The sequence below is a fragment of the Cryobacterium suzukii genome, assembly GCF_004403185.1.
GTDB classification, from domain to species: domain Bacteria; phylum Actinomycetota; class Actinomycetes; order Actinomycetales; family Microbacteriaceae; genus Cryobacterium; species Cryobacterium suzukii.
Genome location: NZ_SOHJ01000002.1, coordinates 71,918 through 96,381 on the forward strand (window position 1 = coordinate 71,918; position 24,464 = coordinate 96,381).

Below are 24,464 nucleotides of genomic sequence, written 5' to 3' on the forward strand. Positions count from 1 at the left end.
CGAACGTGGATCACCCTTCAAGTTAGGCGCACCAAATGGAATTCATTACCGACACGTTGGCCGTGTTCCCCGCCCTGTTCGGCGCGGTACCGATTGTTCTGCAGCTCGCTGCCGGAGCCATGTTGCTTGCCCTCGTACTCGGGCTGCTCACCGCCCTGGCGCGCATATCGCAGTCCAAGGTGTTGCGGGCCGTCGCGGTGTTCTTCGTGGAGGTGATTCGTGGTACGCCGCTGCTCGTGCAACTTGTCTACATCTTTTTCGTGCTACCGAGCATCGGCATCGCCATCGACCCGGTGCCCGCGGGCATTCTCGGGCTCGGTATCAACTACGCAGCGTACCTCTCTGAGGTGTTCCGTTCGGCGATTCTTTCTGTGGAGGCCGGCCAGACCGAGGCAGCGCTCTCGCTCGGCTACACGCCCACCAAGGCGCTCTGGCGCGTGGTTATACCGCAGTCGTTCGTGGTCTCGCTCGGCCCCATCGGCAACTACTTCATTGCCATGGTCAAGGACACGGCCCTCACCTCGGTGATCGCCGTCACCGAGATTCTCAAGACCGCGAACATTTTGAATAGCCAAACTTTTCAGACCACGGAAATCTACACTGCAGCGGCGATTCTCTACCTCATGCTCAGTCTTCCGCTCGCTCGAATTGTCGTACTCATGGAACGAAAGGCGCGGTCTCGTGGCTGACAACATCATCAATGTGCATGAAGTGCACAAGACCTTCGTCTCCGAAGACAAGCAGTCCCTGTGGGATCGTTTTCGCGGTCGCACGCACGAAGCCCGCCGGGTGGAAGTTCTCAAGGGGGTCAACCTTCAGGTGACCCAGAGCGAGACCGTGGTCATCCTCGGTTCCAGCGGCTCGGGCAAGAGCACGCTGCTGCGCTGCATAAACAAACTCGAGACCATCGATTCCGGCCGCATCTACGTGCACGGCCACCTGGTGGGCTACCGCGAACAGAACGGCGAGCTCGTCGCCGAGCGCGCCTCGATCACCGCCAAGAAGCGTACCGACGTGGGCATGGTGTTTCAGCACTTCAACCTCTTTCTTAACAAAACCGCGCTGGGCAACGTCATGGCGCCCCTCCGCGACGTGAAGAAGATGTCGGCAGCGGATGCCCGCACCAAGGCCGTGCACCACCTCGAGATGGTGGGGCTCGGCGACAAACTCGACAACTACCCCACCAAGCTCTCTGGCGGTCAGAAGCAGCGCGTAGCCATTGCCCGCGCTCTAGCCATGGAACCGGCTGTGATGCTGTTCGACGAGCCGACCTCGGCGCTCGACCCCGAACTGGTGGGGGAGGTACTCGCTGTGATCAAGCGCATCGCCGAGGAGGGCACCACTATGGTGATCGTTACCCACGAGATGCAGTTCGCCCGCGAGATCGCCACCCGCATTGTGGTGATGGACCAAGGCCTTATCGTGGAAGAGGGCCCGCCCGAGATAATCTTCACCAATCCCCAGCACGACAAGACCCGGGCCCTGCTGAGCCGGTCGCAAACGTCCCCCAACTGAGCACGCCCATGCGTGTGTTCCGCGACCAGATCTACGCGCTCTCCCCCGAGCTGGCACTGTCGAACACGGTCAGTGCCGGCGAGGTCTTTTCCTGTGTCACGCTCGACGCGTCCGGCAACCAGATCGCCGAGGGCAGGAACCACGCCGACCTCGACTCCGCCCGGGTTTTTCCCGTGAATGGAGCCCTGGGCGTTGCAGGGGTGCAAGTGGGCGATGCCGTGGGTATCAGCATCCGCTCGATCGCGGCGTCGCCGTGGGGCCATACCTGGACCCGGCCGGGCCTCGGCGTGAACGCGCCACCGGAGTCCCACGTGCGGCGGTTGTCGGCGCAGCACCCCACCATCGGCTGGGGTTCGGGGGCCCCGATCAGCGTGCCACCTCAGCTGCACATTGGCACGATCGGGCTGCTGCCCGCCGTGGGCCAGCAGCCGCGCACACTGGGTAGCTACGGCGGCAACCTCGACTCCGTGCTGGCGCGGTCTGGTTCCACCGTGTGGATCACCGCGCAGGTACCGGGCGGCGGTCTCTTCCTGGGCGACGTGCACGCGGCGATGGGGGACGCTGAGGTGTGCGGAACCGGCATAGAAGTGGCGGCTGAGGTGCAGCTAAGCGTGAGAGTGCAGAGCGGCTGGGCGCCCCGCTTTGCCACGATTGACAGCGACAGTAAGTACTGGATCATCGTGACCGGCGATACCTTCGATGAGGCCCTCAGGAGCGGGGTGAGCGAATGCACTCGCCTGCTCGCCGCGCATGCTGGCATGACTCAACCCGACGCCTACTTGGCCGTGGGCCTGCTGCTCGAAGTGCGAGTGTGCCAGGTGGTGAACCCCCGCCGTAGTTTGGCGCTCTCGCTCACGGGTGCAGCGGATACCGCGCTCGGGCCGTCGTCCACCACGCGTTGACTCGGTGCCGCCACAGTCTCAGGCACAGCACCGCAATACCTTCGGTGCTCATCGGTTCGGATTGGCGGCGCGAGCGGCTGAAGACGCGGGGCGCACATTGGCCAGGGCGAGGTGCCGGGGACGGTTCCGACCGACGTGGAGGCCAATTTGTCTTGCGTGCATGAGCCTCGAGCGATCTCCGGGGACACCGGGCCGATTGCCGCGGTGAATTCGGCGCTGGACTGGACCTTGCATGAGTCCACCGACGATTTAGCCTGGCTGAGGTCGGCCGCGGGGCGGTCCATATCTAGATTTCGTTCGCGTGCCTGAGATTACCGTGTGGACCCGCGTCCGCCTCGACCTGCGACCGTATCTCGGTGATGACCAAGCGGCCGAGGTACCTCGGTCACGAACGCTGGGCGCGGCTGATGCAGATATTGGGCAGGGCGACGTGTCGTGTGCGGTACTGACCCCACGGGCGACGAGATCTGTGTCCTCACGCCGGGGTAACCACGTGTTGGGCGCGGTCCCGCAGGTGGAACGGATGATCGCCGATAAAGATATCCGCCGTATGCGGAGGCAGTCGGGCGCGTCTTGGAGCGCGTGATGTCATTCCAGGTCGTCGACCGATTTCGGCGCGGACAAGCTTCGAGTCGGTGCCCGCATCAACCTTTCCATTCCCTCGCGGTTCGCCCGCAGCGCTTTGGCGTCGCGGCGAGCGGTCCACATTAATTTCGCACTTCGCCATGCAGGAAATCGTCGAGCGCGTGGCGACCGGCCTACTCACCGTAGAAGATGTTCGGAATGCTGCGCGGACAGCGGTGCTGCGCATTTCTATCCCCTTCCAACTGCTCAGAACGCGAAAGATATCCCCGTTCACCGCCGACCGCTCGGGTAGCCTGCTACTTTTCGGCCGCCAGGAAGTGTCTCGCCAGCACGAGATCGTCGAGCTTGACTTCGACTTAAACGAACACGCGAGGAAATGGTCCAGTTCCCAATGTCTGACGCTCGCAGACGTTGAAATGTACAGGTATGTATCCCAAAGTGGTAAATGAAGGTGCAATAATTGCTCTGTGACAGGTAATCGGGGCTTTTGGGATCCATTTGCGAAATTCACGCAGAATTTACCCGGACCAATCACGCACTCAAAGGAGAGTTTAGTGAATGCAAAGACAGCGACAGCACCGGTCGCAGCGGTGACGGGTGGCGCTTCAGGCATCGGCCTTGCGTTTGCCCGCAAATGGGTCGAATGCGGCGGTCAAGTTGTTCTGATGGACTATCAACCGGCGTCCCTCGATGCAGCCGTCCGTGAGCTCGGGCCAAGCGCGCGCGGAATCATCGTCGACGTCACCATAAACGTGACAGTCGTCTCCGCCTACGATTCGATACGAGAAAATGAAGGCCGCCTCGACGCAGTCGTCAATTGTGCTGGCGTTGCCGCACCATCTCCCAGTGAAGATGTGACTGATGAGTCGTGGATGAATATGTTGGACATTCATTTGACCGGCTCAATGCGATCCTGTCGAGCAGCATTCCCGTTGTTAATCGAATCCAACCGAGCCTCAATAGTCAACATCGCCTCAGTTGCCAGCCTGGTTGGCATGCCTGGAAGAGCGAGCTACACGACTGCAAAGGCTGGCATTGCCGGGCTGACCCGCACACTTGCCGTCGAATGGGCGAGGAGGGGTATCCGGTGCAACGCAGTCGGGCCCGGATACGTGCGCACAAACCTTACCGATGCACTTGTGGCCTCGGGAAGGCTCAGCGATGGCCTCATTACTGACCGAACGCCCCTGGGCCGTTTCGCTGAAGCGGCCGAAATTGCTGAAGCCATCTACTTTCTTGCTACACCGGCTGCGTCGTACGTGAACGGACATCTACTCATGGCGGATGGCGGAATGTCCGTGGACGGGAACTGGTATGACTGAACGCGCTAAGTCCATTCATTTTGATTTCACCGGGAAAGTATTGTTTCTTTCCGGGGCGTCGGGTGGAATTGGCCGCACGATCGCCCGCTTGTTTTACGCAGCCGGAGCGAGCGTGGTGATGTTCGATCGTGACGAGAAACAGCTCAGGGCACTGGGGAAGGAATTTTCAGATCCAGAGCGCGCTGCAATCGTCGTCGGGGATGCTTCGAATTCTTCAGACATCGATGATGCCCTTGATGTCGCGCGGAGGCGCTTTGGACATCTCGACTTTGTGATTCCCGCAGCCGGCATATACCCAGAAGTTACAGTCAGTGAGATGACAGACGCACAATGGCGAGCGGTCATGTCGCTCAATTTGGATGGAGTGTTCTATCTCCTGAGTCGAGTGTTGCCTGATATGCAAGAGGGTGGTTCGATTGTCAACTTTGCCTCTATTGCAGGGCATCGTGGGAGTTTCGGCCACGCGCACTACTCTGCCAGCAAGGCCGGCATCATCGGTTTCACACGCAGTCTCGCGCTCGAAGCCGGCCCCCATCTTCGCGTCAATGCAATCTCTCCTGGGACGATCGAGACACCCATGACCGCCGAGTTCGTCAAGTCGCAAGGCGCTTCTGCGCTATCACGAACACCACTCGGGAGACACGGACGACCAGAAGAAGTTGCGCAGGTGGCTGCGTTTCTGTGCAGCGATGGCGCATCGTTTATTACCGGTGAAGTGATCCATGTGAACGGCGGCCTTTTCATGGCCGGTTGACTCGATAGAGAGAAGATACGAGTCACCCAGGGCGCGGTACCGAGCACACGGCGTAGAGGCGTCCTTGAAAGCGAAACACGCGCGTCTTCAAAACTATTGGTATCCGAGCACGATCGGGACTGGAGATACACCGATGAATGATGGCAAAAAGAATATTGCGGCTGGCGCACGTATTGCGGATCAATTGCGTGTCTTGATCTTGAATGGTGAGTTGGCTCCGGGGGAACGCATCGGCCAGGAGATGCTCGCGCGCAAGTTTGGATCGAGCCGCATTCCGGTTCGAGAGGGGCTGAAACTCCTGGCGGCCGAAGGGCTCGTCAGTATTGTCCCCAACAGCGGCGCATGGGTATCGAAGCTAGATGCGTTTGAATTTGACCAAATATACAAACTGAGGGAACGAGTTGAATCTTTCGCTGTCCGCGAAAGTGTCGATGGACTCTCTGACGAACAGATCGACCGGTTGGAGGCGCTGGCCGAAGAAATCGCCGCTGCAAAGGACGTTGAATCCTTTTTGCGATTGGATCGTGAGTTCCACCTCCTGACTTACGCCGGGGCCAATTTTACCCTTATGCACGAACTCGTTGAGCGATTTTGGAATTCAACGCAGCACTACCGCCGTGCGTTCGCCGAGGCATTCCTGGTCGAACGAAAGTGGGTCACCGATGCTGAGCATCGTCTCATCGTGGAGAGCATCAGACGGCGCGATCGCGACACTGCAGGGAATCTGGTCCAGGGCCACATCAGACGCACACGGCTGGACTTGCGCGAGCGAAAAGACATTTTTCAGTAGTCGGGTTTATGCCGATGACGGCGGGGGAGCCGTCGCGCTGATGACTCCACTTCGTGTATTGGATCCTAAATGAAGGTTCTTGCGCATTGAGGTGGGTGAGCGCTCTACGCAGTTGTTGACGCATTTGCTGTGCAGAATGGCATAAAAATGCCTATGAACAGGAGTTTTGAAGGATATATGATTCATAGTTGGCCGCGAGTCAACCACATCGTCAGATTGAGTCTTGAAAATATGTATTCGATGTCTACAGTTCTGATGTAGATTGGATCCAATAGAAAAAAGGTGACAAAGATGTCAAACGAATGGCTACCAAATATCGAGACCACTTCAGTTTTTCTATCGCCGTCGGCGGTAGTGTGCGGGCGAGGCTCCTCCGGCAATGTCGCGTCCCTCCTCCGTGCTCATGTAGGGATGGATTCAGGCAATGTCGTTGTCGCGGTTGATGACGCCGTACTCAATGCGGGCCTGGCGCGTGATCTGGTTACAGACCTCGAGCGGAACGGATACGCGGTAACACTCGTTTCTGGGTTTGGCAGCGAACCAACGAGCGAGGTCATCGATTCGGCTGCTGCAACGGCCCGCAATGCCGGTGCAGATATCGTGATTGGCATGGGCGGTGGATCCGTACTGGATTCATCGAAGATGCTCTCATTGCTGATTCGCAACGACGGTAATACTGCGGATTGGCTCGGTGTTGTCGAGCCAGGGGAGGGCGTCGCACCCCTCATCCTCGTCCCGACCACATGCGGTACCGGTGCCGAAGCCACCCGCATTGCGATGGTTACCGTGGCTGGATCGAAGCGAGTCGTCTCCTGCGCGAAATTTCTCCCGGCGATTGCCATCATCGATCCCAATCTGGTGGCGTCGCTGCCGCGGGGCGTTATCGCTTCGACAGGGATGGACGCCTTGGCACACGCCGTCGAAGCGCTCATGTCGACAGCAGGATCACCGATGTCAGCTCATCACGCCGTGCTGGCCATCGAGCTCCTCGTCGGGAATCTGGAGAAGGCATTCGGTGGAGATCAGGACGCCTTGGCTAGCTGCCTCTGGGGCGCACACCTCGGCGGCCAGGCGATCAACGCCGGTGTCGTTCTTGGTCATTCTTTGGCCTATTGCCTTGCGCACGAGCAGCCGATGCCGCACGGCACGTCATGCGCTTTGGCACTCCCGTACTGCATCGCCTACAACCAGTCGCTGAACCCCGGAGTGGCTATAAAATTGGCCCAGTTGCTCACCCAGGGGGAGAGCGACAATCTGCTCGACGCGGCCCTTGCTATACAGGGACTCACGCGGAGATTGGGGCTTCCAACCAGTCTCGACGAGGCGCGGGTGCCGGAAAGCACAGAAGCATCAATGGCGAGCCGCTGCGTAACGGACTACCCGCGGCCCAACAACCCGGTTGCCTTCGATGAGTCCACCATTCTCGAGATGCTTCAATCAATGCGCTCGGGTGATGTCTTAGGCGCCTTCGCGGTGACTGGGGTCCTTGCGAGCTCGGACCAGCACTAGCGACACGGCAACCAGCCGCGTAATTCCTCACCAACGTTGTTAAGGAGTCCTACTCACATGAAATTCGGTTCCATAAAGAATCTTGTCAATGGCACGTTTGCTGAATCAGCGGATGGATCGTGGATCACCGTCAGCAATCCGGCCACGCACCAAACAGTCGTGGGCCGCGTGCCGGCGATGAGCAAAACCGATCTCGACGCCGTGTTCACCGCCGCAGAGGCGGGTGCCAAGGTCTGGCGCGCGACGGGACTGCTTCAACGGGGACAAGTGCTCTTGGCGGCGGCCACGGCCATCCGCCTGCGAAGCGCCGAACTCGTTGACATCATCGTCGGTGAAATGGGCAAGACCTGCGCTGAGGCCACGGGAGAAGTCACAAAGACAGCCGAGTTTTTTGAGTATTACGGGGGCATGGCCAGACTGCCGTTCGGTGAATATCTAGCGGATGCCCGGCCGGGAACCTTCACCAGTCAGCTGCGCGAGCCCGTCGGCGTCACACTTCTCATCACGCCGTGGAACGACCCGCTGCTCACCCCCGCACGAAAGCTGGCGCCGGCATTGCTCGCGGGGAACGCCGTTGTACTCAAGCCGGCAACGGCTACTCCGCTCATCGCTCTCACTCTGGCTCAGATCTTGGACGCTGCCGGGCTGCCAGCTGGAGTTCTCGGAACCGTCACCGGGCGAGGAGCAGAGATTGGCGACCGCTTGGTCTCATACCCTGCCATCAAAGCAGTGTCATTCACCGGGTCTACTGCCGTCGGCACCGCTCTCCGGAAAAAGCTCGCGGGGCGAAATATCCGCGTGCAAACGGAGATGGGTGGAAAGAACGCAGTCGTGGTGCTCAACGACGCCGACCTGAAATTGGCCATTCCCGCAATCGTGGCCGGGGCGTTCGCTCAAGCCGGCCAGCGTTGCACCGCGACCAGCAGACTAATCGTTCAACACGATATTGAAGCTGACTTGGTCGCAGGCATCCGGGTCGCAATGGAGGCCCTGCGCATCGGAGCTGGCGACCAGCCGGGTGTCGATCTCGGGCCGGTTATCAGCGTTGACGCCCAGTGCTCGATCGAGAAGCTTGTTGCCGGAGCTCTTGATCAGGGAGCAACAACTCTCGCGACCACGTCGGCGTCAGACGGTTTGGCTCGCGGCGGGTCGTTTGTTGATGCGACATTCTTGCGCGTGACGGATCAATGTTCCATTTGGCACGAAGAAGTCTTTGGTCCGGTCCTGTCCATGCTGGTCGTCGACACACCCGAAGACGCTATTGCTGCGGTGAACGACTCCACCTATGGGCTTTCTAGCGCCATCTTCACTCGAGACCTGGAACGAGCGTTCCAGTTCGTGGAAGCAGTTGATACGGGGCAGGTCTCCGTGAACCAGCCAACAACAGGCTGGGATATTCACCATCCATTTGGAGGTTTCAACGACTCTGGCTCGCCGTTCAAAGAACAGGGGCTCATCGCCTTGAGCTTTTATAGCCGCACCAAAACTGCAGCAATCCGAACGCACTAACGCGAACCAAGGGACCCATGTCAGACACAGGACTTACGCTGCAGGGCAAGCGCGCTCTGGTCACCGGATCGGGCCGGGGAATTGGTCGAGCTATTGCAGAAGGATTCGCTGCCGCTGGGGCGCGAGTAGCCCTGGTCTCTCGCACCGCCTCTGAGATCAAAGAGGTGGCCGCGGGCATCGGTCACTACGCAACGGCTTTCGTCGGCGATGTTTCGCACACGCCTTCTATCCCCGCACTGATCGATGAAATTGAGCACGAAATGGACGGCGGACTGGACATTGTTGTGCACGCGGCAGGCATACAACACCGACAAGCGGCGGAGGACTTCTCCCACACCGAATGGGATCGCGTCCTGGCCGTGAATCTCACCGCGCCATTCATGCTGAGCCAGGAAATCGGCAAACGCCAGCTCCGCGACGCGCGGGAGGGCAGCCATATCTTCGTCGGCTCGTTGACCAGTCACCTATCCGTTCCCGATGTCGTGGCCTACACCGCGAGCAAGTCGGGTGTGTATGGAATCTTGCGAAGCCTCAGTAGTGAATGGTCTTCGCGCGGCATTCGAGTGAACGGAATCGGTCCTGGCTACATTCACACCAAACTCACCGAAGCGGCTTTTAACGATTCCGATCGGAAGCAAAAGATGCTGGCCCGAATACCTATGGGGCGTTTCGGCAAGCCAGAAGACCTCGTCGGTCCGGCCATCTTTCTCGCTTCTCCCGCTGCCGGTTATGTGACCGGGCAGCTGCTGATGGTCGATGGCGGATGGACCGCCGCGTAAACGATTTACTTTTTTACTTTTCAATGACGAAAGGACTTAGAAAATGGGTGTTAAGAAGATTGCAAAGCGCAAGCTTGTGCGGCTTTCGGCGTTGGGGGTGGCGACTGTTGTTGCCCTTCCGCTGTTGATGGGGTGTTCGACGGCGGCGTCGTCGTCGTCGTCGGATTCGATCAAGATTGGGGCGTTCTTCCCGGTGTCGGGTTCGCTTGCCCTGTTGGGTGAGGAATCGTGGCGCGGAGTGCAGATCGCGACCGACCTGCGCAACGCAGCCGGGGGTGTGGCCGATAAGTCCATTGAGATGGTCTTTGCCGATGTCCCCGACGTGAACGCAGCGACGTCGGAGGCTCGCCGTTTGGCGTCGGATTCAGACATTAACCTCGCCGTCGGTTCCTACTCTTCCGGGCTGAGCTTGGCTGCGTCGGAGGTGTTCGCTCGTGGCGGCAGCACGTTCGTCGAGCTGGGTGCAGTCTCGGAGGCGATCACTGACCGCGATTATGAGAACGTTTTCCGGTTCAACCCGGCAGCAGGCTCGTTTACGAAACTTCAGATGCGGTTCATTACCGAGCACCTCGCGGAGGAACTTGGCAAGCCTGTGTCTGAGTTGAATGTGATTTTGGCTCACGAGGACTCGGCGTATGGGCAGTCCGTCGCAGAAAACGCCGTTATCGATGCGGCGGAAGCCGGCCTGGTCAACTTCTCGCTGGAGCCCTATAACGCCAAGTCCACCGACCTGTCGTCGACGGTGTTGCGCCTGAAGGCTAAGGCGCCGGATATCGTCATTGCCGTGTCGTATGCGGCGGATGCGATCCTGCTCGGACGCCAGATTCGTGACAATGGGTTGCAGCTGGGCGCGTTCATCGGCACCGGCGGGGGCCACAGCCTCAAGGGCTTCCACGATGCCTTGGGCGAGGCGGCCGATGGCGTCTATGACGTTGACTTCACGCAGATCCATGTCAACGAAGAGTTCACTCCCGGCATCACCGAGTTCACGGCCGCTTACGAGGAACGCTACGACTCGCTTCCCGCCTCGGGCCACGCCCTCGCCAACTTCACCGGTGCGAACTTGCTTTTTGACATTTTGGAAGAAACGAACGGCAGCGACGACCCAGAAGAATTCCGTCAAGCCGCCCAGAACTTCAAGCTGGAAATCGGCACCACGTCGTCGGGCTGGGGCTTCTCGCTCAACGAAAACAACCAGAACGAACTCGCCGATGTCTACGTCATGCAGTGGAACGGCGACCAGCTCGAAACCGTCTGGCCGGAACAAGCCGCCATCCGCGCCCCACTGCCCGCAACGCCATTCGGCGTTTGACCCTTCGGGAAGTCAAATATGAATCTCCTCGTTCAAACACTCGTGGCCGGTCTCCTCCTCGGCGGAGTTTACGCATTGATCGCCGTGGGCCTGAACCTCATCTTTGGAGTCGTGAAGATCATCAACTTCGCGCACGGTGAGCTCGTCATGATCGCAATGTATGCCACGTTCTGGATGTGGACGGCCTGGAGTCTCAGCCCCTACATTTCAATCTTCATCATCACGCCGCTTATGTTTGGGTTCGGTGTTCTGCTACAGCGGTTCATCCTTCAGCCCATGCAGAACTCCTCTCCGACGATCAAGATTTTTGTGACTTTGGGCTTATCCGTTTTGCTCCAAAACCTTGCGCTCGTACTCTTTGGGGGGCAATACAGAAGCACCACGTTCCCCTGGGCCGAACAAAACTTCAGCGTGCTTGGCGTCACAGCCACCTACGGTCGCATCACCGCATTCCTGGTGGCCATTGCCTTGGTCATCGCGCTGTTCTACCTCATGAAGAAGACCCTCACGGGAAAGGTCCTTCGCGCTTTGGCGGAGGACCGTGAGACGGCAGGACTCATCGGTATTCCCGTGAAGAAGTACTATCTAGTCGCGATGGGGCTGGGAACGGCGATGGCGGCGATCGCTGGAGTACTGATTGGACCCTTCCAATCAGTCTTCCCACTGGCCGGTGCCCATTTCACGCTTCTGGCGTTTGTCGTTGTTGTACTCGGGGGCCTGGGGAACATGGCCGGATCCTTGATCGGTGGGCTGTTCCTTGGTGCCGTTGAAACGCTGGCGGGTACCTATATCGACCCGGCCCTGCAACAAGTCGCTGTGTTCGCGGTCTTCATCATCGTTCTTTTGGTTCGCCCGCAAGGAATCTTCGGTGGGTCAGCTCGCAACGCGGAAGTAGGTCTCAAATGAAGAAAAAAAGCCTTATTTGGACTCTCGGGTTGGTGGCTGCAGCCGGGCTCGTCCCCGTCTTCACATCGGATCAATACATCCTGCATGTGTGCGTGATGATCCTCATCTACGTGGGGGTCACCGTGGCCTGGAACATTCTCGCTTTTGGTGGAATTCTCTCGCTCGGGCATGCCGCCTTTTTCGGGATCGGATCGTACACCGTGGCGATCCTCTACGTAAAAATGGATGTCAACCCTTGGCTCGGAATCTTGGCGGCGATGGTAACCGCTGCGCTTGGTTCCTTGCTCCTAGCTGTGCCGCTTTTACGGTTGCGTGGACCATTCTTTGCCCTGGCAACACTGGCTTTTGCAGAATCACTGCGCTTGATCGCGATCTATGCTGTTCCACTGACCAACGGGTCGGTCGGCATTACGACTCCGCCCACCCAGGGATTTGCTCTCATCTCGTTCTCCTCACGCGAACCGTATTACTACATCGTCTTGGCGATGGCACTGATCGCGATTGGCATCTCCATCTGGATCTATTACTCCAAAATGGGATACCACCTGCGAGCCTCGGCCTCCGATGATGAAGCCGTTCGTGCCCTCGGGGTTAGGACTCCTCGTCTTAAGCTCGCGGCGCTGGTTATCAGCGCCGCCCTTACTGGAGCCTTTGGCGCGTTCGCAGCCATGTATCTCTTTGTCATTGACCCGGAAACAAACTTTTCCACTCCGCTCTACTCGATCCAGCCAGCGCTGAACGGAATCATCGGCGGGATGGGGACCGTCGCCGGGCCAATCGTGGGAGCGATTGTCATGACACCACTCGGTGAGTGGTTGCGCACCACGTTCTCGGGCACCACACAAGGCCTCAACTTTGTGATCTACGGTGTTGCGCTGATCATCATTGTTCGGGTAATGCCGGGAGGGATCGTATCGGGTATGAAAAAGCTGTATCGGCGTTTCCGCCCAGAAAATAGAAGTGACGGCACGGCTCCAGACGCGTCAGGACCGATCCAGCCCGAACAGGAACTCGCCAATTCCGAAGGAGGGCGCTCATGACGAACGCGACCATTCTCAAAGTCGAGGGAGTTTCTAAGCGTTTTGGTGGAGTGCAGGCGGTTAGTGACGTCTCGTTGACCCTGCAGCACGGTGAAATTGTAGGTCTGATCGGCGCCAACGGTGCAGGTAAGACATCCTTCTTCAATCTAATTTCTGGCATGCACTATCCGGATGCTGGCTCAGTGGCTTTCGCAGGCGGAGACATCACTCGATTGGATCCGGCCAGCCGTGCCCGACGTGGCATCGGGCGTACGTTTCAGGTGGTCCGGCCGTTCACCGGGATGACCGTGGCCGAAAATGTGATGGTGCCGCTCCTGGTCAATGACTCGAGTGTGCGACGAGCACGGCTCCGGGCCATGGAATTGCTCGACGAGCTGAGCATCGCAGACCTCGCCAAGAAGCCGGCTGAGGGCTTGACTCTGGCTCAACGAAAACGAGTGGAAGTCGCTCGGGCGCTGGCGACTGGCCCAAAACTGCTGTTGCTTGACGAGGTGCTCGCGGGACTCAACAGCCGAGAGGTGATTGATGTGCTCCCCTTCATTAAGAAGGTGCGGGATCGTGGTGTATCAATTCTCATGATCGAACATCTCGTTTCCGCTGTCATGGAAGTTTCCGATCGAATGATGGTCCTCGATAGAGGAAGCGTGCTCGTACACGGCCTGCCGGCTGATGTCGTCAGCGATCCCCGCGTCATCGCGGCATATTTGGGGGAAGAAGACTAATGCTTCAGGTCAAGAATATCTCGGCGTACTACGGCGATGCGCAAGCACTCGAGAACGTGAGTCTCGCGGTATCAGAATCAGGGGTAGTAGCTCTTCTCGGGCCCAATGCCGCCGGAAAATCGACAACGTTACGTGTGATCAGCGGCATTCTTCCGGCCGCCAGCGGGAGCGTAACTTTTAACGGGGAGGACATTACCACTGCCTCACCGCAGGAGCGAGTTGAGTTGGGACTCGTTCACGTGCCGGAAGGGAGAAAACTTTTCGGTACGCTCAGCGTCGAGGACAACCTTTTGCTCGGCGGCTACTGTGGGCGCAAAGACCGCAAGACTGGGTCCCGGTTGGAACGGGTTTATGAGCGTTTCCCCAAGCTTAAGGAACGCCGCAATCAGGATGCGGGATTGCTGTCGGGAGGGGAACAGCAGATGGTCGCCGTGGGGCGAGGGTTGATGGCGCAACCTAAAGTGCTAATGATCGATGAGATGTCTTTGGGCCTAGCGCCCTTGATTGTCAAACAGATGTTTTCTCTCGTCCAGGAGATCGCGTTAGAGGGCGTGTGCGTTCTCATCGTTGAGCAGCACGTTCAGAACGCCCTGGCTGTGTCCCATCACGGGTTCATCATTGAGAGTGGTGTGACTCGAGTGGCCGGCACAGCGCAGGAACTCATGGAGAGCGCGTTGGTTCGAGAATCGTACCTAGGCCACTGATGATGGTGCACTTAGACACTGCGTCAGCAGATCCATTCGTTCTTGAGCAGATGCACGCTCTCGTCAAGAAGAGCAGAGATCGTCGAGATATTGGGCTTGAAGTGCTCCCGGTTCCCTTGCCGGGTCCTGGGCAGGTGCTTATAGAGACCGAAGCTGTCGGCCTGTGTGGCAGCGATATCCATGCCATAAATGGGCACGTCGGCTACGAGTGGATGCCCGAGCGTGTGACTCTCGGCCATGAGGCGGTAGGGCGCATTGTCCGAACCGGCGCCAACGTCGATTCGGCATGCATCGGAAACCGCGTTGTCCCCATGGCAATTGACGGCTGTTTGGAGTGCGAGACATGTCTCAGTGGCGCGCCGCAGCTGTGTCTCGAGCGCGATTGCCTCGGACTGTCCTTTGACGGTGCTTTAGCGCAGTATTTTGTGTTGGACGCTGACCGAGTCTTTGTAATCGACAACAGCTTGAGGGCGTCGGTAGCGGCGCTAATCGAACCGGCCGCTGTGGCAGCTCACGCGGTTGGCCAGCTCGCCGAAAATCTTCGAGGGCGCCGAGTCGTAGTCTCGGGACCCGGTGCTGTAGGCATCCTGTCGTGTCTTTTTGCGGCAGCAGCGGGCGCTGACGTGGAACTTGTCTGCCCGGAGGCTGGCCCTCAGACTCGACGGGAATTTGCCGAACATTTGGGCATCAAAACTATCTACGGACATCATGGGCTGGCTGCAGGACCGCCCGTTGACGCTTGGATCGAGGCGTCCGGGGCCGAAGCGGCGTTCAGCGGCGCCGTCGAGAGCCTACGCCGTGGAGGAACCTTGGTTGTCGTTGCTCTTTTTGCGAGAGCGCCGTCATTCGATGTCAATCAGATGGTCAGGGGCGAACTCCGGCTGTACGGAACGTACGGCTACACGCGTGCCGACTATTCCACGGCCCACGAGCTTCTTGTCGGGTGGCAAGACCGCCTCGAACCAATGGTTTCTACTTACCACCTCACTGACGTTGATGCCGCCATCAGCGCTACGGAACAAGCCTCGGTCATCAAGGCCGTCGTCGTGCCCGGAGGCGCCACGAAAACTATTACAGGGAGCACCAAAGATGATCTTTCTCACTGAAGATGACGTGAACGACCTTGTCTCCATGGATGACGCGCTGACAGCTGTGCGCACCGCGCTGGGTGGGCAGGGCCGAGGAACGACAAACAATGCGATTCGGTCCCGAGCGAGTCTGGGACCACTTAACCTGAACATTCTGGGTGGTGCTGTAGACGAGATGCAGAGTCTTGGCGCCAAGATCTACGTGACCGGTTCTGGTGCAGCGAAATTCTGGTTCATGCTCTTTGCCTCAGACGGAACCTGTGACGCTCTGATGGAAGCAGATCGTCTCGGCCAATTGCGCACGGGCGCCGCGTCGGGTATTTCCACGCAGTCCCTAGCGAGAGCAGATGCAGACGAACTTGGCCTCATCGGGTCCGGTTACCAGGCCTGGACGCAGGCTGAAGCCATCGTGCGGTCTTCAAATATCTCCAAAATTCGAGTGTTCAGCCGAAGCCCACAGAATGCTCAGAAATTCGCGACCGACTTCTCGGAACGGTTCTCCCTGTCAGTCGAACCGGTGACGTCGGTCGACAGCGCGATCGATGGCGCCGACATTGTGGTCACCATGACCTCGTCACACAATCCGATCATCGAGGCTAGCCACCTGCGACCAGGCACGCACTACGTCTTCGCCGGGTCCAATAATCCGCTCAATAGCGAGGCTGCGCCAGCCGTACTTTCGGGTATCGACGTCTTGGTCACAGATGACCTGGACCAGGCACGGATCGAAGGCGGCACACTGCTGCGTGCGGTCGACGCCGGAACGATCGGCTGGGAGACCGTTGGTTTGCTCGGCGACGTCATTGCAGGAAGAGCCATCGGGCGCGAGGGTGACAACCAAACTACCGCCTTCATCGCCCACGGTGCAGGCTCGTGGGACACCGCCCTCGGTCGAGTCGCCTTCGAAAAAGCGACGGCCCAGGGGCGCGGCGTGGTGTTACCGATTTCTGGCGGCGTCGTCGCGGGGCGGCGGTAGTCGTGGCTGAACACATTGGTGTTATCGGCGGAGGAATCGTCGGGATTGCCGTCGCGCGAGCGCTCGCCTCGCGATCGATCCGAGTCACTGTGATCGAGAAGGAACATCGCGTTGCCATGCACCAAACAGGTCACAACTCGGGGGTCGTGCATGCGGGGTTGTACTACGCACCCGGGTCGCTGAAAGCGCGCCTCTGCTCCGCTGGCCGCGAGATGACGAGGGACTTTTGTATCGACAAGAACCTGCCGTATCGTGAAGTTGGTAAAACGGTTGTTGCCGTGAACGCGGAAGAAATTGTCCGGCTGGACCAAATCGAAGATCGCTCGCGTCTGAACGGTGTGCCGGGCCTTCGCCGGATGTCGGCGGCCGAGATGCGAGAAGTTGAACCACATGTTGCCGGGGTGGCGGCAGTGCATTCGCCACACACGGCGGTTGTTGACTACGCGTCCATCACAGAGGCTCTGGCCGATGATGTTCGCAAGAATGGTGGCGAGATTTTGCTCGGGCAAGAAGTCCTCCGCATCACACAGGAAATTGGCAAGATCACCGTCGTTACGAGTTCTCAGGAACATCGATTCGACCGGCTCATTGTGTGCGCCGGGCTACAATCCGATGTTGTCGCTGCGATGATCGGAGCCTCTCCCAGCCCAAGAATCCTGCCGTTCCGGGGCGAGTATTGGGGGCTCGATAGTTCCCGTCAACACCTCGTTAACGGCATGATCTACCCTGTGCCGGATCCGCGGTTTCCATTTCTTGGTGTTCATTTCACACGGGGTGTTTACGACGACGTGCACGTTGGTCCGAACGCGGTACCGGCATTGGCACGCGAAGGCTACAAATGGTCGAGCATCTCTCTGAAGGACTCGTGGGGATCTCTCACTTGGCCCGGGGCGCCGGCACTGGCCAAACAACACTGGCGAATGGGTGCCAAAGAGATCTCCGCCTCTCTCTTCAAGCCGCTGTATTTTCGGGAGGCCAGACGGTTTGTCCCAGAGCTGCGGATGAGCGACCTCGTGGCAAAGACCGCAGCGGGCGTGCGCGCGCAAGCGTGGGGCCGTGATGGTGGCCTGCTTGATGACTTCGCAGTCGACCAGGTGGGGCCGGTCACTCTTCTGCGCAATGCGCCGTCACCGGCGGCCACGTCGGCAATGGCTATTGCCGACTATGTGCTCGAAACGTATATGGCTGTGAAGCCATGACGTCACAAGTGAACCCCGACCTTCGACAGCTCGTCCGTGGCACGCTGGAGGGAAAGCGCGTGCTGATTACCGGCGCCGGCCGGGGGCTTGGTCGCAGCTACGCCCTGCATCTCGCCCGTGCCGGAGCGGACGTTGCGGTGACCGACCTTAGCTTGCACTCATTCCGTGAGTACGAAGCGGAAGCCGCTCTGATGCGGGGTGACACTGTTGTGAGCGAACTGCACGACATCGGAGTTCAAGCGTTGGGCTACGAAGTGGATGCAACAGACGAGGAAGCCATGAAGGGCGTGGTCGACTCAATCCAGACGGCGTGGGGCGGCTTGGACGTTCTCGTCAATAACGTCGGTGGTGGTAGCTATTCTCAGGGTCTCGACACTCGACCGAGTACCCTCCCGATCCGAGATCTCCGTGACAATTTTGAACGCAATCTGGTTTCGACGGTAATAGCATGTCAGCTCGCGATTCCAATCATGGGTTCGGGAGCCAGCATCATCAATATAGGCTCCCAAGCGGGAGAAGCCGCAACTGAGGCCATGTACTCGGCGTACGGGAGCGCTAAAGCGGCCGTCGCCCACTACTCACGCTTTCTCGCGAATGAACTGGGCCCACGCGGAATCCGAGTCAATGTCGTAGCACCTGGCTATATCGCCACTGGGCGCTTGTCCAAGGTTTTCGCTGAAGTCGGTGAAAAGAGTGTCGAGAACCGGATTGCACTGGGCCGGATCGGAACACCCGAAGATTGCGCGTCAGCGATTGAATTTCTTGCGGGGGAGGGGTCTCGATATATCACGAGTCAAACCCTGAAAGTTGACGGGGGATCCCTCAATTTCGCTACGTCACGTCAATAAATAGAGAACGAGGAATTCAATGATGAATGTTGCCCAACTAATGGTTGAAAGTTTCCAACGACACGGTGTTACCGACATTTTCGGACAATCCCTGCCGACGGCGTTCTTTCTGGCCGCCGAGAAAGCCGGAATGCGTCAGATCGCCTATCGGACAGAAAATGCCGGCGGTGCGATGGCAGATGCGTACGCTCGTGTCTCGCAAAGGATTGCCCTCGTGGGCGCTCAAAATGGCCCAGCTGCAACCTTGCTAGTGGCGCCGCTCGCGGAAGCGATGAAGGCATCTTCTCCTGTCATCGCGATTGTGCAAGAAGTTCCGGTTGCCCAACGTGATCGAAATGCATTTCAAGAATTCGACCACGTAGGTCTCTTCTCAGCATGTACGAAGTGGATCAAGCAGCTGGATGATCCAACCAGAATCAACGAGTACATCGACCTCGCCGTCACGATAGCAACAACGGGACGTCCAGGCCCGGTCGTGCTGCTGGTTCCGCGCGACGTCCTCCTGATGGAGGTTGCACAACACGACACGACGCCTCGAACCGCATCTCTCGGCAGGTTCCCTCTGGATAGAACACGGCCAGCGCACTCGGGCGTCGTCTTAGCCGCGAACGCTTTGACGCAAGCCAAACATCCGCTCATTGTGGCTGGCGGCGGCGTGCACTTGTCTGGTGCATCCGGTGCGCTGACACGGCTGCAAGAACTCAGCGGCATCCCCGTGGCCACGACGAATATGGGTAAAGGCTCGGTAAGCGAACTTCATGAGCTCTCGATCGGCGTCGTGGGAAATGCTTTCGGCAAGCAGGCACCCAACTATCTGGCGCGCTCCCTCGTCACAGAGGCCGACGTAGTGCTGTTCATCGGAACTCGTACCAACGAAAACGGAACCGACGCCTGGACTCTCTTTCCTTCGAATGCAACTTACATTCACCTCGACGTCGATGGCATCGAGGTCGGGCGCAATTATCAGTCCATTCGGCTTGTCGGCGACGCTCTTCTGGGTATCGAGGACCTGATCGATGAGCTGGCAGCTCGCGACCTGACCATGCGGGAGCAATCACGACGGGCCGCTGTCAGCCAAATCCGGCTGGCGAAAGAGGCCGCGAAAGAACGCTCGAGCCGACTCAGGTCGGATAGCGCATCGGCACTATTGACCCCCCAGCACGTGATGGCCGTGGTGGACCAGCACATGAGTGCCGGCGACATTGCAGTGGCTGACGCCAGCTATTCGAGTATTTGGATGACTAACTTCCTAACCGCCAAATCAGTCGGTCAGCGCTTTATCTCCCCTCGTGGACTAGCCGGCCTTGGCTGGGGCTTGCCGATGGCGATGGGCGCGCAGACAGCGCAGAGTGACAAACGGGTGGTGTGCGTGAGCGGCGATGGCGGCTTTGGCCACGTCTGGGCCGAAATGGAATCCGCAGTCAGGAACAATCATCCAGTTATCTCAATTGTGCTCAACAATTCCATCTTCGGCTTTCAAAAGCACGCCGAACTCAGCGCATTTGCGATGTCGACGAGTGCGATTGAGATTTCTCCGGTCGACCACACCGCCATTGCCCTCGCTGTGGGCGCGCAGGCGCGCCGCGTTTCGACCGTGGCTGAACTGGAGCTGGCTTTGACTCAGGCGTTCGCGATGCGGGAGTTCTTTCTCATCGAGGTCATGACCGACCCCGACGCCTATCCGCCAATCGCAGCGTGGGATGAACACCCGCCCGTGGCCACGGCCTGACTGAAGTCCTGAACGTCAAGGGCCATGCGGCTCTGCCTTTGGCAGAACGGTATGGCCCTTGACGCATGCTTAGTGGCGAAAGATTCGGCGGCGTTTCGCTCCGGAGAGTGAAGTCGTTGCTCTACAGGTCTGGCTGAGCAGGATGCCAGAGGCGTTTGGTGTCGACAAGTTCGTAGGCCTTACCGGTGGGGTAGCTGACGAGTTCGAACTGCATGCCCCACGGGCTCAGAAAATACACCCAGCGCTGCCCTTCTGCACTTCGCTGACTCGCAACGGGCTGGCCCAAGATCCGAATTCCGCGATTCTGCAGGTACGCCACTGCGGCGTCAATGTCGTCGACATAGAAGGCGATGTGATGACCACCAATGTCATTGTTGTGAGGTTGGGGCTGTTGCGGTGGATCAGCGGAGTACTCGAATACCTCGAAGTTCGGGCCGAACTTGCAACGATAAAATCGCAGCTCTTTGACGACACTTCGGCGATCGACGTTGAGATGCTCTGTCATCCAGTCGTCGTCGTGTTGCATTGGGCCTAGCGAGTAGATGAAGTCGCAGCCAATGACGTCGACAAAAAAATCGTGGGCCTGAAGAAGATCAGGAACGGTAAAGCCAATGTGTTCAGTGCCGCGTAGACCGGGAATCCCTCGATTCACGACGATTCTCCTTTCAAGAGTTAGACGAGCAGGGAGAGCGGATTTTCGATCCGCTGAGTAAATGCAGCGAGCCATGTTGCGGCCATCGCTCCGTCAATGGCGCGATGGTCAACGGAGAGCGTGAAGCGCATTACCTTGGCGATACTCAAAGCTCCATCGGCGACGACAGGTTGTTGGTTCGCGGCGCCGACCGCGAGAATTCCCGACTGAGGTGGGTTAAGAATCGCTGAGAACTCCAACGTTCCGTACATCCCCAAGTTCGTCACACAGAAGCTCCCGCCCTCCAACTCATGCTGCCGTAATCGACGTTCTGTGGCCCGGGTCGCGAGCTCGGAAATTTGCTGACTGAGCGCCGAGATCGTGAGAGTTTCGACTGCTCGCACCACGGGAGTGTATAGGCCCTCCTGTGTTGCTACCGCGATGGAGATATCAACGGCGCGGTGACGCAACATCGCTGAATCTGTCCAGGTCACATTCGCTTCAGGCACCTCAACGAATGCACCAGCAACAGCCTTTACGATCAGGTCGTTGACGGAAATGCGGGTCGTTGAAGTCTCATTGATGCGAGCACGGACGGCAAACAACTCATCCACGCGACATTCGGCGGTCAGATAAAAGTGTGGAACGGTCGACTTGCTCTCAGTGAGTCGACGAGCGATAGCCCGTCGCATTCCAGAGTGAGGGATCTCTTCGTAGCTGACCTGACGGCCGGTGGCGGGCTGGCCTGGCTCCGTCGACTGCGCGACAACGGAAGCCGTGTGCATTGGCCTCGCGGCCATACTTGCTTCGACGTCCCTTCGAGTTATTCGTCCTGCAGGTCCCGTTCCGCGTAACCGATTCAGATCGATTGCGGCATCCCGGGCGATTCGGCGCGCGATTGGGCTCGCGAAGAGCCGTTGATCAGATGTGGTCATCACTTCCACTTGATGGCCCAGCTCGATGGAGTCTGCTTTCTCGTCCGTGGCGGAGACGGGCGTTGGCCGGTCATTGCTGAGCGCGTCGAGAAATGGTTGAATCTCGGAGTGGGCCTCGCCAATCTGAAGAAGCACCAGGATTGGGGCACCGACACTCACTGAGTCGCCCGGTACCACGAGAGTTGTGCCGATGATTCCAGCCGTTTCGGCGGCGTACTCGACATTCGCCTTATCCGTTTCGATTTCAGCGAGAGGGGTTCCGACTTCGATGTGATCACCTGCCTGCACTAGCCAGCTGGAGAGCGCTGCTTCGCTGGAACCGGCAAATACTTCAGGCATTCGGATTACTTGTGCCATCAGCTGCGACCGCCGAAGTCTTTTTGCGCAGAGAAGAGAGCTGCGACCACGTCCTCAGTCTGGGCAATAGCAGCATGTTCGAGAATCTTGGAAATACTTGGTGACGCTTCGCCGCCGGTGACCCTGGCAACTGGCCGATCAAGCCAGTCGAAAAATCGTCGGTGGATCTCGTCAGAGAGCCACCCGCCGTAGGAAGTGCCCATCGCACCTTGCTCAACGATCAACACGCTGTTGGTCTTGCGCACGCTTGCACCGATGGTCTCCCAATCGATGCTGGCACGATCGAGCCAGCGTAAGTCGATCAGCTCGGCGTCGATGCCGGTTTGCTCTATGGCCTCGAGTGCGCTGTGCACCATGGAGAGGTAGCTAATGACCGTGACATCGTTGCCCACTCGGCGGATCGCGGCTTTTCCGAACGGGGTCTGGTAATCGAGGTTGTCGGTCGGGTAGGAGCCCGACTGTGCATAAAGGTCGACATGCTCAATGACGATCACGGGGTCATCGATCGCGAGTGCCGCGTTCATAAGCCCGATATAGTCGTGCGGCGTCGAGGGCGCTACGATCCTCCACCCTGGACTTGTTGCGAAAATTCCAGCAGGGTCCATCAAATGCTGCGACCCGTATCCGGATCCCATCGCCACTTTGGTGCGAAGCACGACGGGCACGGGGTTATCCCCTCCGAACATATGCCGGGCTTTGCCGATCTGGTTGAAGACCTGATCAGCAGCCACCCAGAGGAAATCCGGATACATGAACTCGAAGACGGGGCGGAATCTTCCGTCCAAAGCGATGCCACCGCTCAAACCGGCGAAGGCGTTTTCGCTGATCGGCGTGCCCAGTACGCGCTCGGGAAACTTTTCGGACAGTCCCTTTGTCGCGCCGTTCGTTCCGCCTTTGAGTCGGTGTACGTCCTCCCCGAGCACGACGATTCGGTCATCGACACTCATTCGGCGATCCATGACCGCTGCCACCGCGTCAATGAACTTGCCCTGGGTGGTTGGTCCGGTGTAGTCCCATTCCTCCTGGGTTTGTGCGCCGTGGAGCTCCGAAAGGTCCCCGCGGACACCGACGTCCCTGAACCCCGCATCTGGCCACAGATCAGTGCGAATGCGCCGAGTGCCGGGCTTGCCCGTGGGATCACCTTCGACCAACATTGCTACAGCTGCACTCATCGCGCTCTGGGCCTGCGCGCGGATGGATGTTGTCCCCGCCTCGTCGATGAGCCCGAGTTTTGTCAGTTCGGCGGCAGTACGAACCAGCGGATCACGAGCGCGCCACTCCGCTTCCTCCGTCTTACTGCGATAGCCGAAGGCACTCCCCGGGTATGCGCCGTTTTGGTGGAAGAACCGATATACCTCGGCCTCGATGACGACAGGACCGGCGCCCGAACGCATGTGCTCTTCGGCCTTCTTCATGGCGAGGTGAACCGCGAGCGGGTCCATTCCGTCCACCCGCCAGGCAGGGATATTGAATCCGAGCGCACGCGCTGAGAGTCGCGGCTCGGCCGTCACTTCGGTAACCGACGTTGACACCGCGTACAAATTGTTCTCGATAAAGAAGCACAGGGGGAGCTTCCAAGCAGATGCCAGATTGAGTGTCTCTAGCACCGATCCGATGTTCACAGCGCCGTCCCCAAAATAGCTCACTGTCAGATCATCAGTCTTGGAAGCCTTTTGGGCCCAGGCATTTCCGGCGCCAAGCGGCACCCCGCCGCCAACAATTGCATTCGTTCCGAGCGCTCCGGCCTCGAACCACTGCAGGTGCATCGAACCACCGCGCCCCCGGCAATAGCCTTGTGCCAAACCGAGAATCTCGGCGAGGGTGCGCTGTAGAACGACTTGAATGTCACCGGTCACGAGCGACTGAGGGTTCAGGCCCTGCGGCGATACGTGAGTGATGGCCTTCGCCAAGAATTGGTGATGTCCTCGGTGCGATCCGTTCACGGCATCGGTTGATCGCAGGCCGGCTATCGATCCGACGGCGCCTCCTTCCTGGCCGATGCTCGAGTGTGCAGGGCCATGCACGAGTCCCTCACCGGCAAGCTCAAGCACCGTCTCCTCGAAGGCGCGAATGAGGTGTAGCTGCCCGAGCATCGTGAGGAGAAAGTTTGGATCAGCGCCTTTCCAGTCGTCACTCGTCGATCTGAGCTCGACCCAAGTCGACCCTGGCTGCAGCTGCTTCTCTTGTGCCATTCCACTTTCTCCTTTGACAGTGGACTTCAAGCGCGCCTAGGAACGGTTGGAGCGATTGACGCCGAGTTCAACATTACGGACCGAATGGATCCAATGCAAGGCAAATCGGAAGAGATTACCGTCAACATCCGTCTTCACTGACATATTTGGATACATTCAC

The 24,464-nt window shown here is 58.7% G+C and carries 25 protein-coding genes; 21 read left to right on the forward strand and 4 right to left on the reverse strand.

Annotated elements, in window-relative coordinates; translation table 11 throughout:
• Positions 1 to 35: 35 nt before the first annotated feature.
• From E3T39_RS01055 to E3T39_RS01125, 16 genes are all read left to right on the forward strand, one after another.
• Positions 36 to 689 carry an amino acid ABC transporter permease gene (locus E3T39_RS01055; RefSeq protein ID WP_134512923.1) on the forward strand — a complete coding sequence of 218 codons (654 nt, stop codon included), beginning with the start codon at positions 36 to 38 and terminating at the stop codon, positions 687 to 689.
• On the forward strand, positions 682 to 1,515 hold the full coding sequence (locus tag E3T39_RS01060) for an amino acid ABC transporter ATP-binding protein (protein WP_277612781.1): 834 nt from the start codon (positions 682 to 684) through the stop codon (positions 1,513 to 1,515). The genes E3T39_RS01055 and E3T39_RS01060 overlap by 8 nt, the downstream gene beginning before the upstream one ends.
• 8 nt (positions 1,516 to 1,523) lie before the next feature.
• A complete protein-coding gene (locus E3T39_RS01065; protein WP_134512924.1) occupies positions 1,524 to 2,417 on the forward strand; it encodes an acetamidase/formamidase family protein in 894 nt (297 codons plus the stop codon).
• Between the two features lie 316 nt (positions 2,418 to 2,733).
• Entirely contained in the window at positions 2,734 to 3,003 is a 270-nt protein-coding gene (locus E3T39_RS16620; RefSeq protein WP_338145254.1) for a hypothetical protein, read from the forward strand.
• A gap of 49 nt (positions 3,004 to 3,052) precedes the next feature.
• Positions 3,053 to 3,451, forward strand: a complete 399-nt coding sequence (locus E3T39_RS01070) for a hypothetical protein (protein ID WP_134512925.1) — start codon at positions 3,053 to 3,055, stop codon at positions 3,449 to 3,451.
• Positions 3,452 to 3,556: 105 nt separating this feature from the next.
• The gene (locus tag E3T39_RS01075) at positions 3,557 to 4,324 is read left to right on the forward strand and encodes an SDR family NAD(P)-dependent oxidoreductase (RefSeq protein WP_134512926.1); all 768 of its coding nucleotides are present in this window, start codon (positions 3,557 to 3,559) and stop codon (positions 4,322 to 4,324) included.
• The gene (locus tag E3T39_RS01080) at positions 4,317 to 5,078 is read left to right on the forward strand and encodes an SDR family NAD(P)-dependent oxidoreductase (protein ID WP_134512927.1); all 762 of its coding nucleotides are present in this window, start codon (positions 4,317 to 4,319) and stop codon (positions 5,076 to 5,078) included. Before E3T39_RS01075 ends, E3T39_RS01080 begins: the two co-directional genes overlap by 8 nt.
• A 133-nt stretch (positions 5,079 to 5,211) precedes the next feature.
• Positions 5,212 to 5,868 carry a GntR family transcriptional regulator gene (locus E3T39_RS01085; RefSeq protein WP_134512928.1) on the forward strand — a complete coding sequence of 219 codons (657 nt, stop codon included), beginning with the start codon at positions 5,212 to 5,214 and terminating at the stop codon, positions 5,866 to 5,868.
• Positions 5,869 to 6,159: 291 nt separating this feature from the next.
• On the forward strand, positions 6,160 to 7,377 hold the full coding sequence (locus tag E3T39_RS01090; RefSeq protein WP_134512929.1) for an iron-containing alcohol dehydrogenase: 1,218 nt from the start codon (positions 6,160 to 6,162) through the stop codon (positions 7,375 to 7,377).
• Between the two features lie 57 nt (positions 7,378 to 7,434).
• A complete protein-coding gene (locus E3T39_RS01095) occupies positions 7,435 to 8,886 on the forward strand; it encodes an aldehyde dehydrogenase family protein (protein WP_134512930.1) in 1,452 nt (483 codons plus the stop codon).
• A 17-nt stretch (positions 8,887 to 8,903) separates the two neighbouring features.
• Positions 8,904 to 9,665 (forward strand): SDR family oxidoreductase, encoded by a 762-nt coding sequence (locus tag E3T39_RS01100; protein ID WP_134512931.1) that lies wholly within the window; start codon positions 8,904 to 8,906, stop codon positions 9,663 to 9,665.
• Positions 9,666 to 9,708: 43 nt separating this feature from the next.
• Positions 9,709 to 10,977 carry an ABC transporter substrate-binding protein gene (locus E3T39_RS01105; RefSeq protein WP_134512932.1) on the forward strand — a complete coding sequence of 423 codons (1,269 nt, stop codon included), beginning with the start codon at positions 9,709 to 9,711 and terminating at the stop codon, positions 10,975 to 10,977.
• An 18-nt stretch (positions 10,978 to 10,995) separates the two neighbouring features.
• A complete protein-coding gene (locus tag E3T39_RS01110; protein WP_134512933.1) occupies positions 10,996 to 11,883 on the forward strand; it encodes a branched-chain amino acid ABC transporter permease in 888 nt (295 codons plus the stop codon).
• Positions 11,880 to 12,923, forward strand: coding sequence for a branched-chain amino acid ABC transporter permease (locus tag E3T39_RS01115; RefSeq protein ID WP_134512934.1), 1,044 nt, complete (start codon positions 11,880 to 11,882; stop codon positions 12,921 to 12,923). Before E3T39_RS01110 ends, E3T39_RS01115 begins: the two co-directional genes overlap by 4 nt.
• Positions 12,920 to 13,645 carry an ABC transporter ATP-binding protein gene (locus E3T39_RS01120; protein ID WP_134512935.1) on the forward strand — a complete coding sequence of 242 codons (726 nt, stop codon included), beginning with the start codon at positions 12,920 to 12,922 and terminating at the stop codon, positions 13,643 to 13,645. Before E3T39_RS01115 ends, E3T39_RS01120 begins: the two co-directional genes overlap by 4 nt.
• Entirely contained in the window at positions 13,645 to 14,349 is a 705-nt protein-coding gene (locus E3T39_RS01125; protein WP_134512936.1) for an ABC transporter ATP-binding protein, read from the forward strand. Before E3T39_RS01120 ends, E3T39_RS01125 begins: the two co-directional genes overlap by 1 nt.
• Positions 14,350 to 14,372: 23 nt before the next feature.
• On the opposite strand, the gene E3T39_RS16345 is transcribed toward E3T39_RS01125, so the two are convergent.
• Complete coding sequence (locus E3T39_RS16345; RefSeq protein WP_241979486.1) at positions 14,373 to 14,588, reverse strand: hypothetical protein; 216 nt, start codon at positions 14,586 to 14,588, stop codon at positions 14,373 to 14,375.
• Between E3T39_RS16345 and E3T39_RS01130 the strand changes: the two genes are divergently transcribed.
• Genes E3T39_RS01130 through E3T39_RS01150 form a run of 5 tightly spaced genes read left to right on the forward strand, consistent with a single transcriptional unit; the run spans position 14,484 to position 20,189 of the window.
• Positions 14,484 to 15,455 carry a zinc-dependent alcohol dehydrogenase gene (locus E3T39_RS01130; protein WP_241979473.1) on the forward strand — a complete coding sequence of 324 codons (972 nt, stop codon included), beginning with the start codon at positions 14,484 to 14,486 and terminating at the stop codon, positions 15,453 to 15,455. The two genes, E3T39_RS16345 and E3T39_RS01130, sit on opposite strands and share 105 nt — an antisense overlap.
• Positions 15,439 to 16,413: an ornithine cyclodeaminase family protein gene (locus E3T39_RS01135; protein ID WP_166784003.1), complete on the forward strand. Its 975-nt coding sequence runs from the start codon at positions 15,439 to 15,441 to the stop codon at positions 16,411 to 16,413. Before E3T39_RS01130 ends, E3T39_RS01135 begins: the two co-directional genes overlap by 17 nt.
• A gap of 2 nt (positions 16,414 to 16,415) precedes the next feature.
• Complete coding sequence (gene lhgO, locus E3T39_RS01140; protein WP_134512939.1) at positions 16,416 to 17,612, forward strand: L-2-hydroxyglutarate oxidase; 1,197 nt, start codon at positions 16,416 to 16,418, stop codon at positions 17,610 to 17,612.
• 8 nt (positions 17,613 to 17,620) lie between these two features.
• On the forward strand, positions 17,621 to 18,460 hold the full coding sequence (locus E3T39_RS01145; RefSeq protein WP_166784004.1) for an SDR family NAD(P)-dependent oxidoreductase: 840 nt from the start codon (positions 17,621 to 17,623) through the stop codon (positions 18,458 to 18,460).
• 19 nt (positions 18,461 to 18,479) lie between these two features.
• A complete protein-coding gene (locus E3T39_RS01150; protein ID WP_134512941.1) occupies positions 18,480 to 20,189 on the forward strand; it encodes an acetolactate synthase catalytic subunit in 1,710 nt (569 codons plus the stop codon).
• 121 nt (positions 20,190 to 20,310) lie between these two features.
• Here E3T39_RS01150 and E3T39_RS01155 read toward each other — a convergent pair whose 3' ends face one another.
• The 3 genes from E3T39_RS01155 to E3T39_RS01165 are packed head-to-tail and all read right to left on the reverse strand — an operon-like array spanning position 20,311 to position 24,304.
• Complete coding sequence (locus tag E3T39_RS01155) at positions 20,311 to 20,841, reverse strand: VOC family protein (protein WP_241979440.1); 531 nt, start codon at positions 20,839 to 20,841, stop codon at positions 20,311 to 20,313.
• Positions 20,842 to 20,861: 20 nt separating this feature from the next.
• Positions 20,862 to 22,112: a dihydrolipoamide acetyltransferase family protein gene (locus E3T39_RS01160; RefSeq protein ID WP_134512943.1), complete on the reverse strand. Its 1,251-nt coding sequence runs from the start codon at positions 22,110 to 22,112 to the stop codon at positions 20,862 to 20,864.
• Positions 22,112 to 24,304 (reverse strand): alpha-ketoacid dehydrogenase subunit alpha/beta, encoded by a 2,193-nt coding sequence (locus E3T39_RS01165; protein ID WP_134512944.1) that lies wholly within the window; start codon positions 24,302 to 24,304, stop codon positions 22,112 to 22,114. Before E3T39_RS01165 ends, E3T39_RS01160 begins: the two co-directional genes overlap by 1 nt.
• Positions 24,305 to 24,464: the final 160 nt, after the last annotated feature.

Excerpts from the sequence above, each read along its gene's own strand:
- E3T39_RS01055 (WP_134512923.1), top strand. The coding sequence starts at position 36 with ATGGAATTCATTACCGACACGTTGGCCGTGTTCCCCGCCCTGTTCGGC.
- E3T39_RS01065 (WP_134512924.1), top strand. The coding sequence starts at position 1,524 with ATGCGTGTGTTCCGCGACCAGATCTACGCGCTCTCCCCCGAGCTGGCA.
- E3T39_RS01080 (WP_134512927.1), top strand. The coding sequence starts at position 4,317 with ATGACTGAACGCGCTAAGTCCATTCATTTTGATTTCACCGGGAAAGTA.
- E3T39_RS01085 (WP_134512928.1), top strand. The coding sequence starts at position 5,212 with ATGAATGATGGCAAAAAGAATATTGCGGCTGGCGCACGTATTGCGGAT.
- E3T39_RS01090 (WP_134512929.1), top strand. The coding sequence starts at position 6,160 with ATGTCAAACGAATGGCTACCAAATATCGAGACCACTTCAGTTTTTCTA.
- E3T39_RS01095 (WP_134512930.1), top strand. The coding sequence starts at position 7,435 with ATGAAATTCGGTTCCATAAAGAATCTTGTCAATGGCACGTTTGCTGAA.
- E3T39_RS01100 (WP_134512931.1), top strand. The coding sequence starts at position 8,904 with ATGTCAGACACAGGACTTACGCTGCAGGGCAAGCGCGCTCTGGTCACC.
- E3T39_RS01105 (WP_134512932.1), top strand. The coding sequence starts at position 9,709 with ATGGGTGTTAAGAAGATTGCAAAGCGCAAGCTTGTGCGGCTTTCGGCG.
- E3T39_RS01110 (WP_134512933.1), top strand. The coding sequence starts at position 10,996 with ATGAATCTCCTCGTTCAAACACTCGTGGCCGGTCTCCTCCTCGGCGGA.
- E3T39_RS01115 (WP_134512934.1), top strand. The coding sequence starts at position 11,880 with ATGAAGAAAAAAAGCCTTATTTGGACTCTCGGGTTGGTGGCTGCAGCC.
- E3T39_RS01120 (WP_134512935.1), top strand. The coding sequence starts at position 12,920 with ATGACGAACGCGACCATTCTCAAAGTCGAGGGAGTTTCTAAGCGTTTT.
- E3T39_RS01125 (WP_134512936.1), top strand. The coding sequence starts at position 13,645 with ATGCTTCAGGTCAAGAATATCTCGGCGTACTACGGCGATGCGCAAGCA.
- E3T39_RS16345 (WP_241979486.1), bottom strand. The coding sequence starts at position 14,588 with ATGGCCGAGAGTCACACGCTCGGGCATCCACTCGTAGCCGACGTGCCC.
- E3T39_RS01135 (WP_166784003.1), top strand. The coding sequence starts at position 15,439 with ATGATCTTTCTCACTGAAGATGACGTGAACGACCTTGTCTCCATGGAT.
- E3T39_RS01150 (WP_134512941.1), top strand. The coding sequence starts at position 18,480 with ATGATGAATGTTGCCCAACTAATGGTTGAAAGTTTCCAACGACACGGT.
- E3T39_RS01160 (WP_134512943.1), bottom strand. The coding sequence starts at position 22,112 with ATGGCACAAGTAATCCGAATGCCTGAAGTATTTGCCGGTTCCAGCGAA.
- E3T39_RS01165 (WP_134512944.1), bottom strand. The coding sequence starts at position 24,304 with ATGGCACAAGAGAAGCAGCTGCAGCCAGGGTCGACTTGGGTCGAGCTC.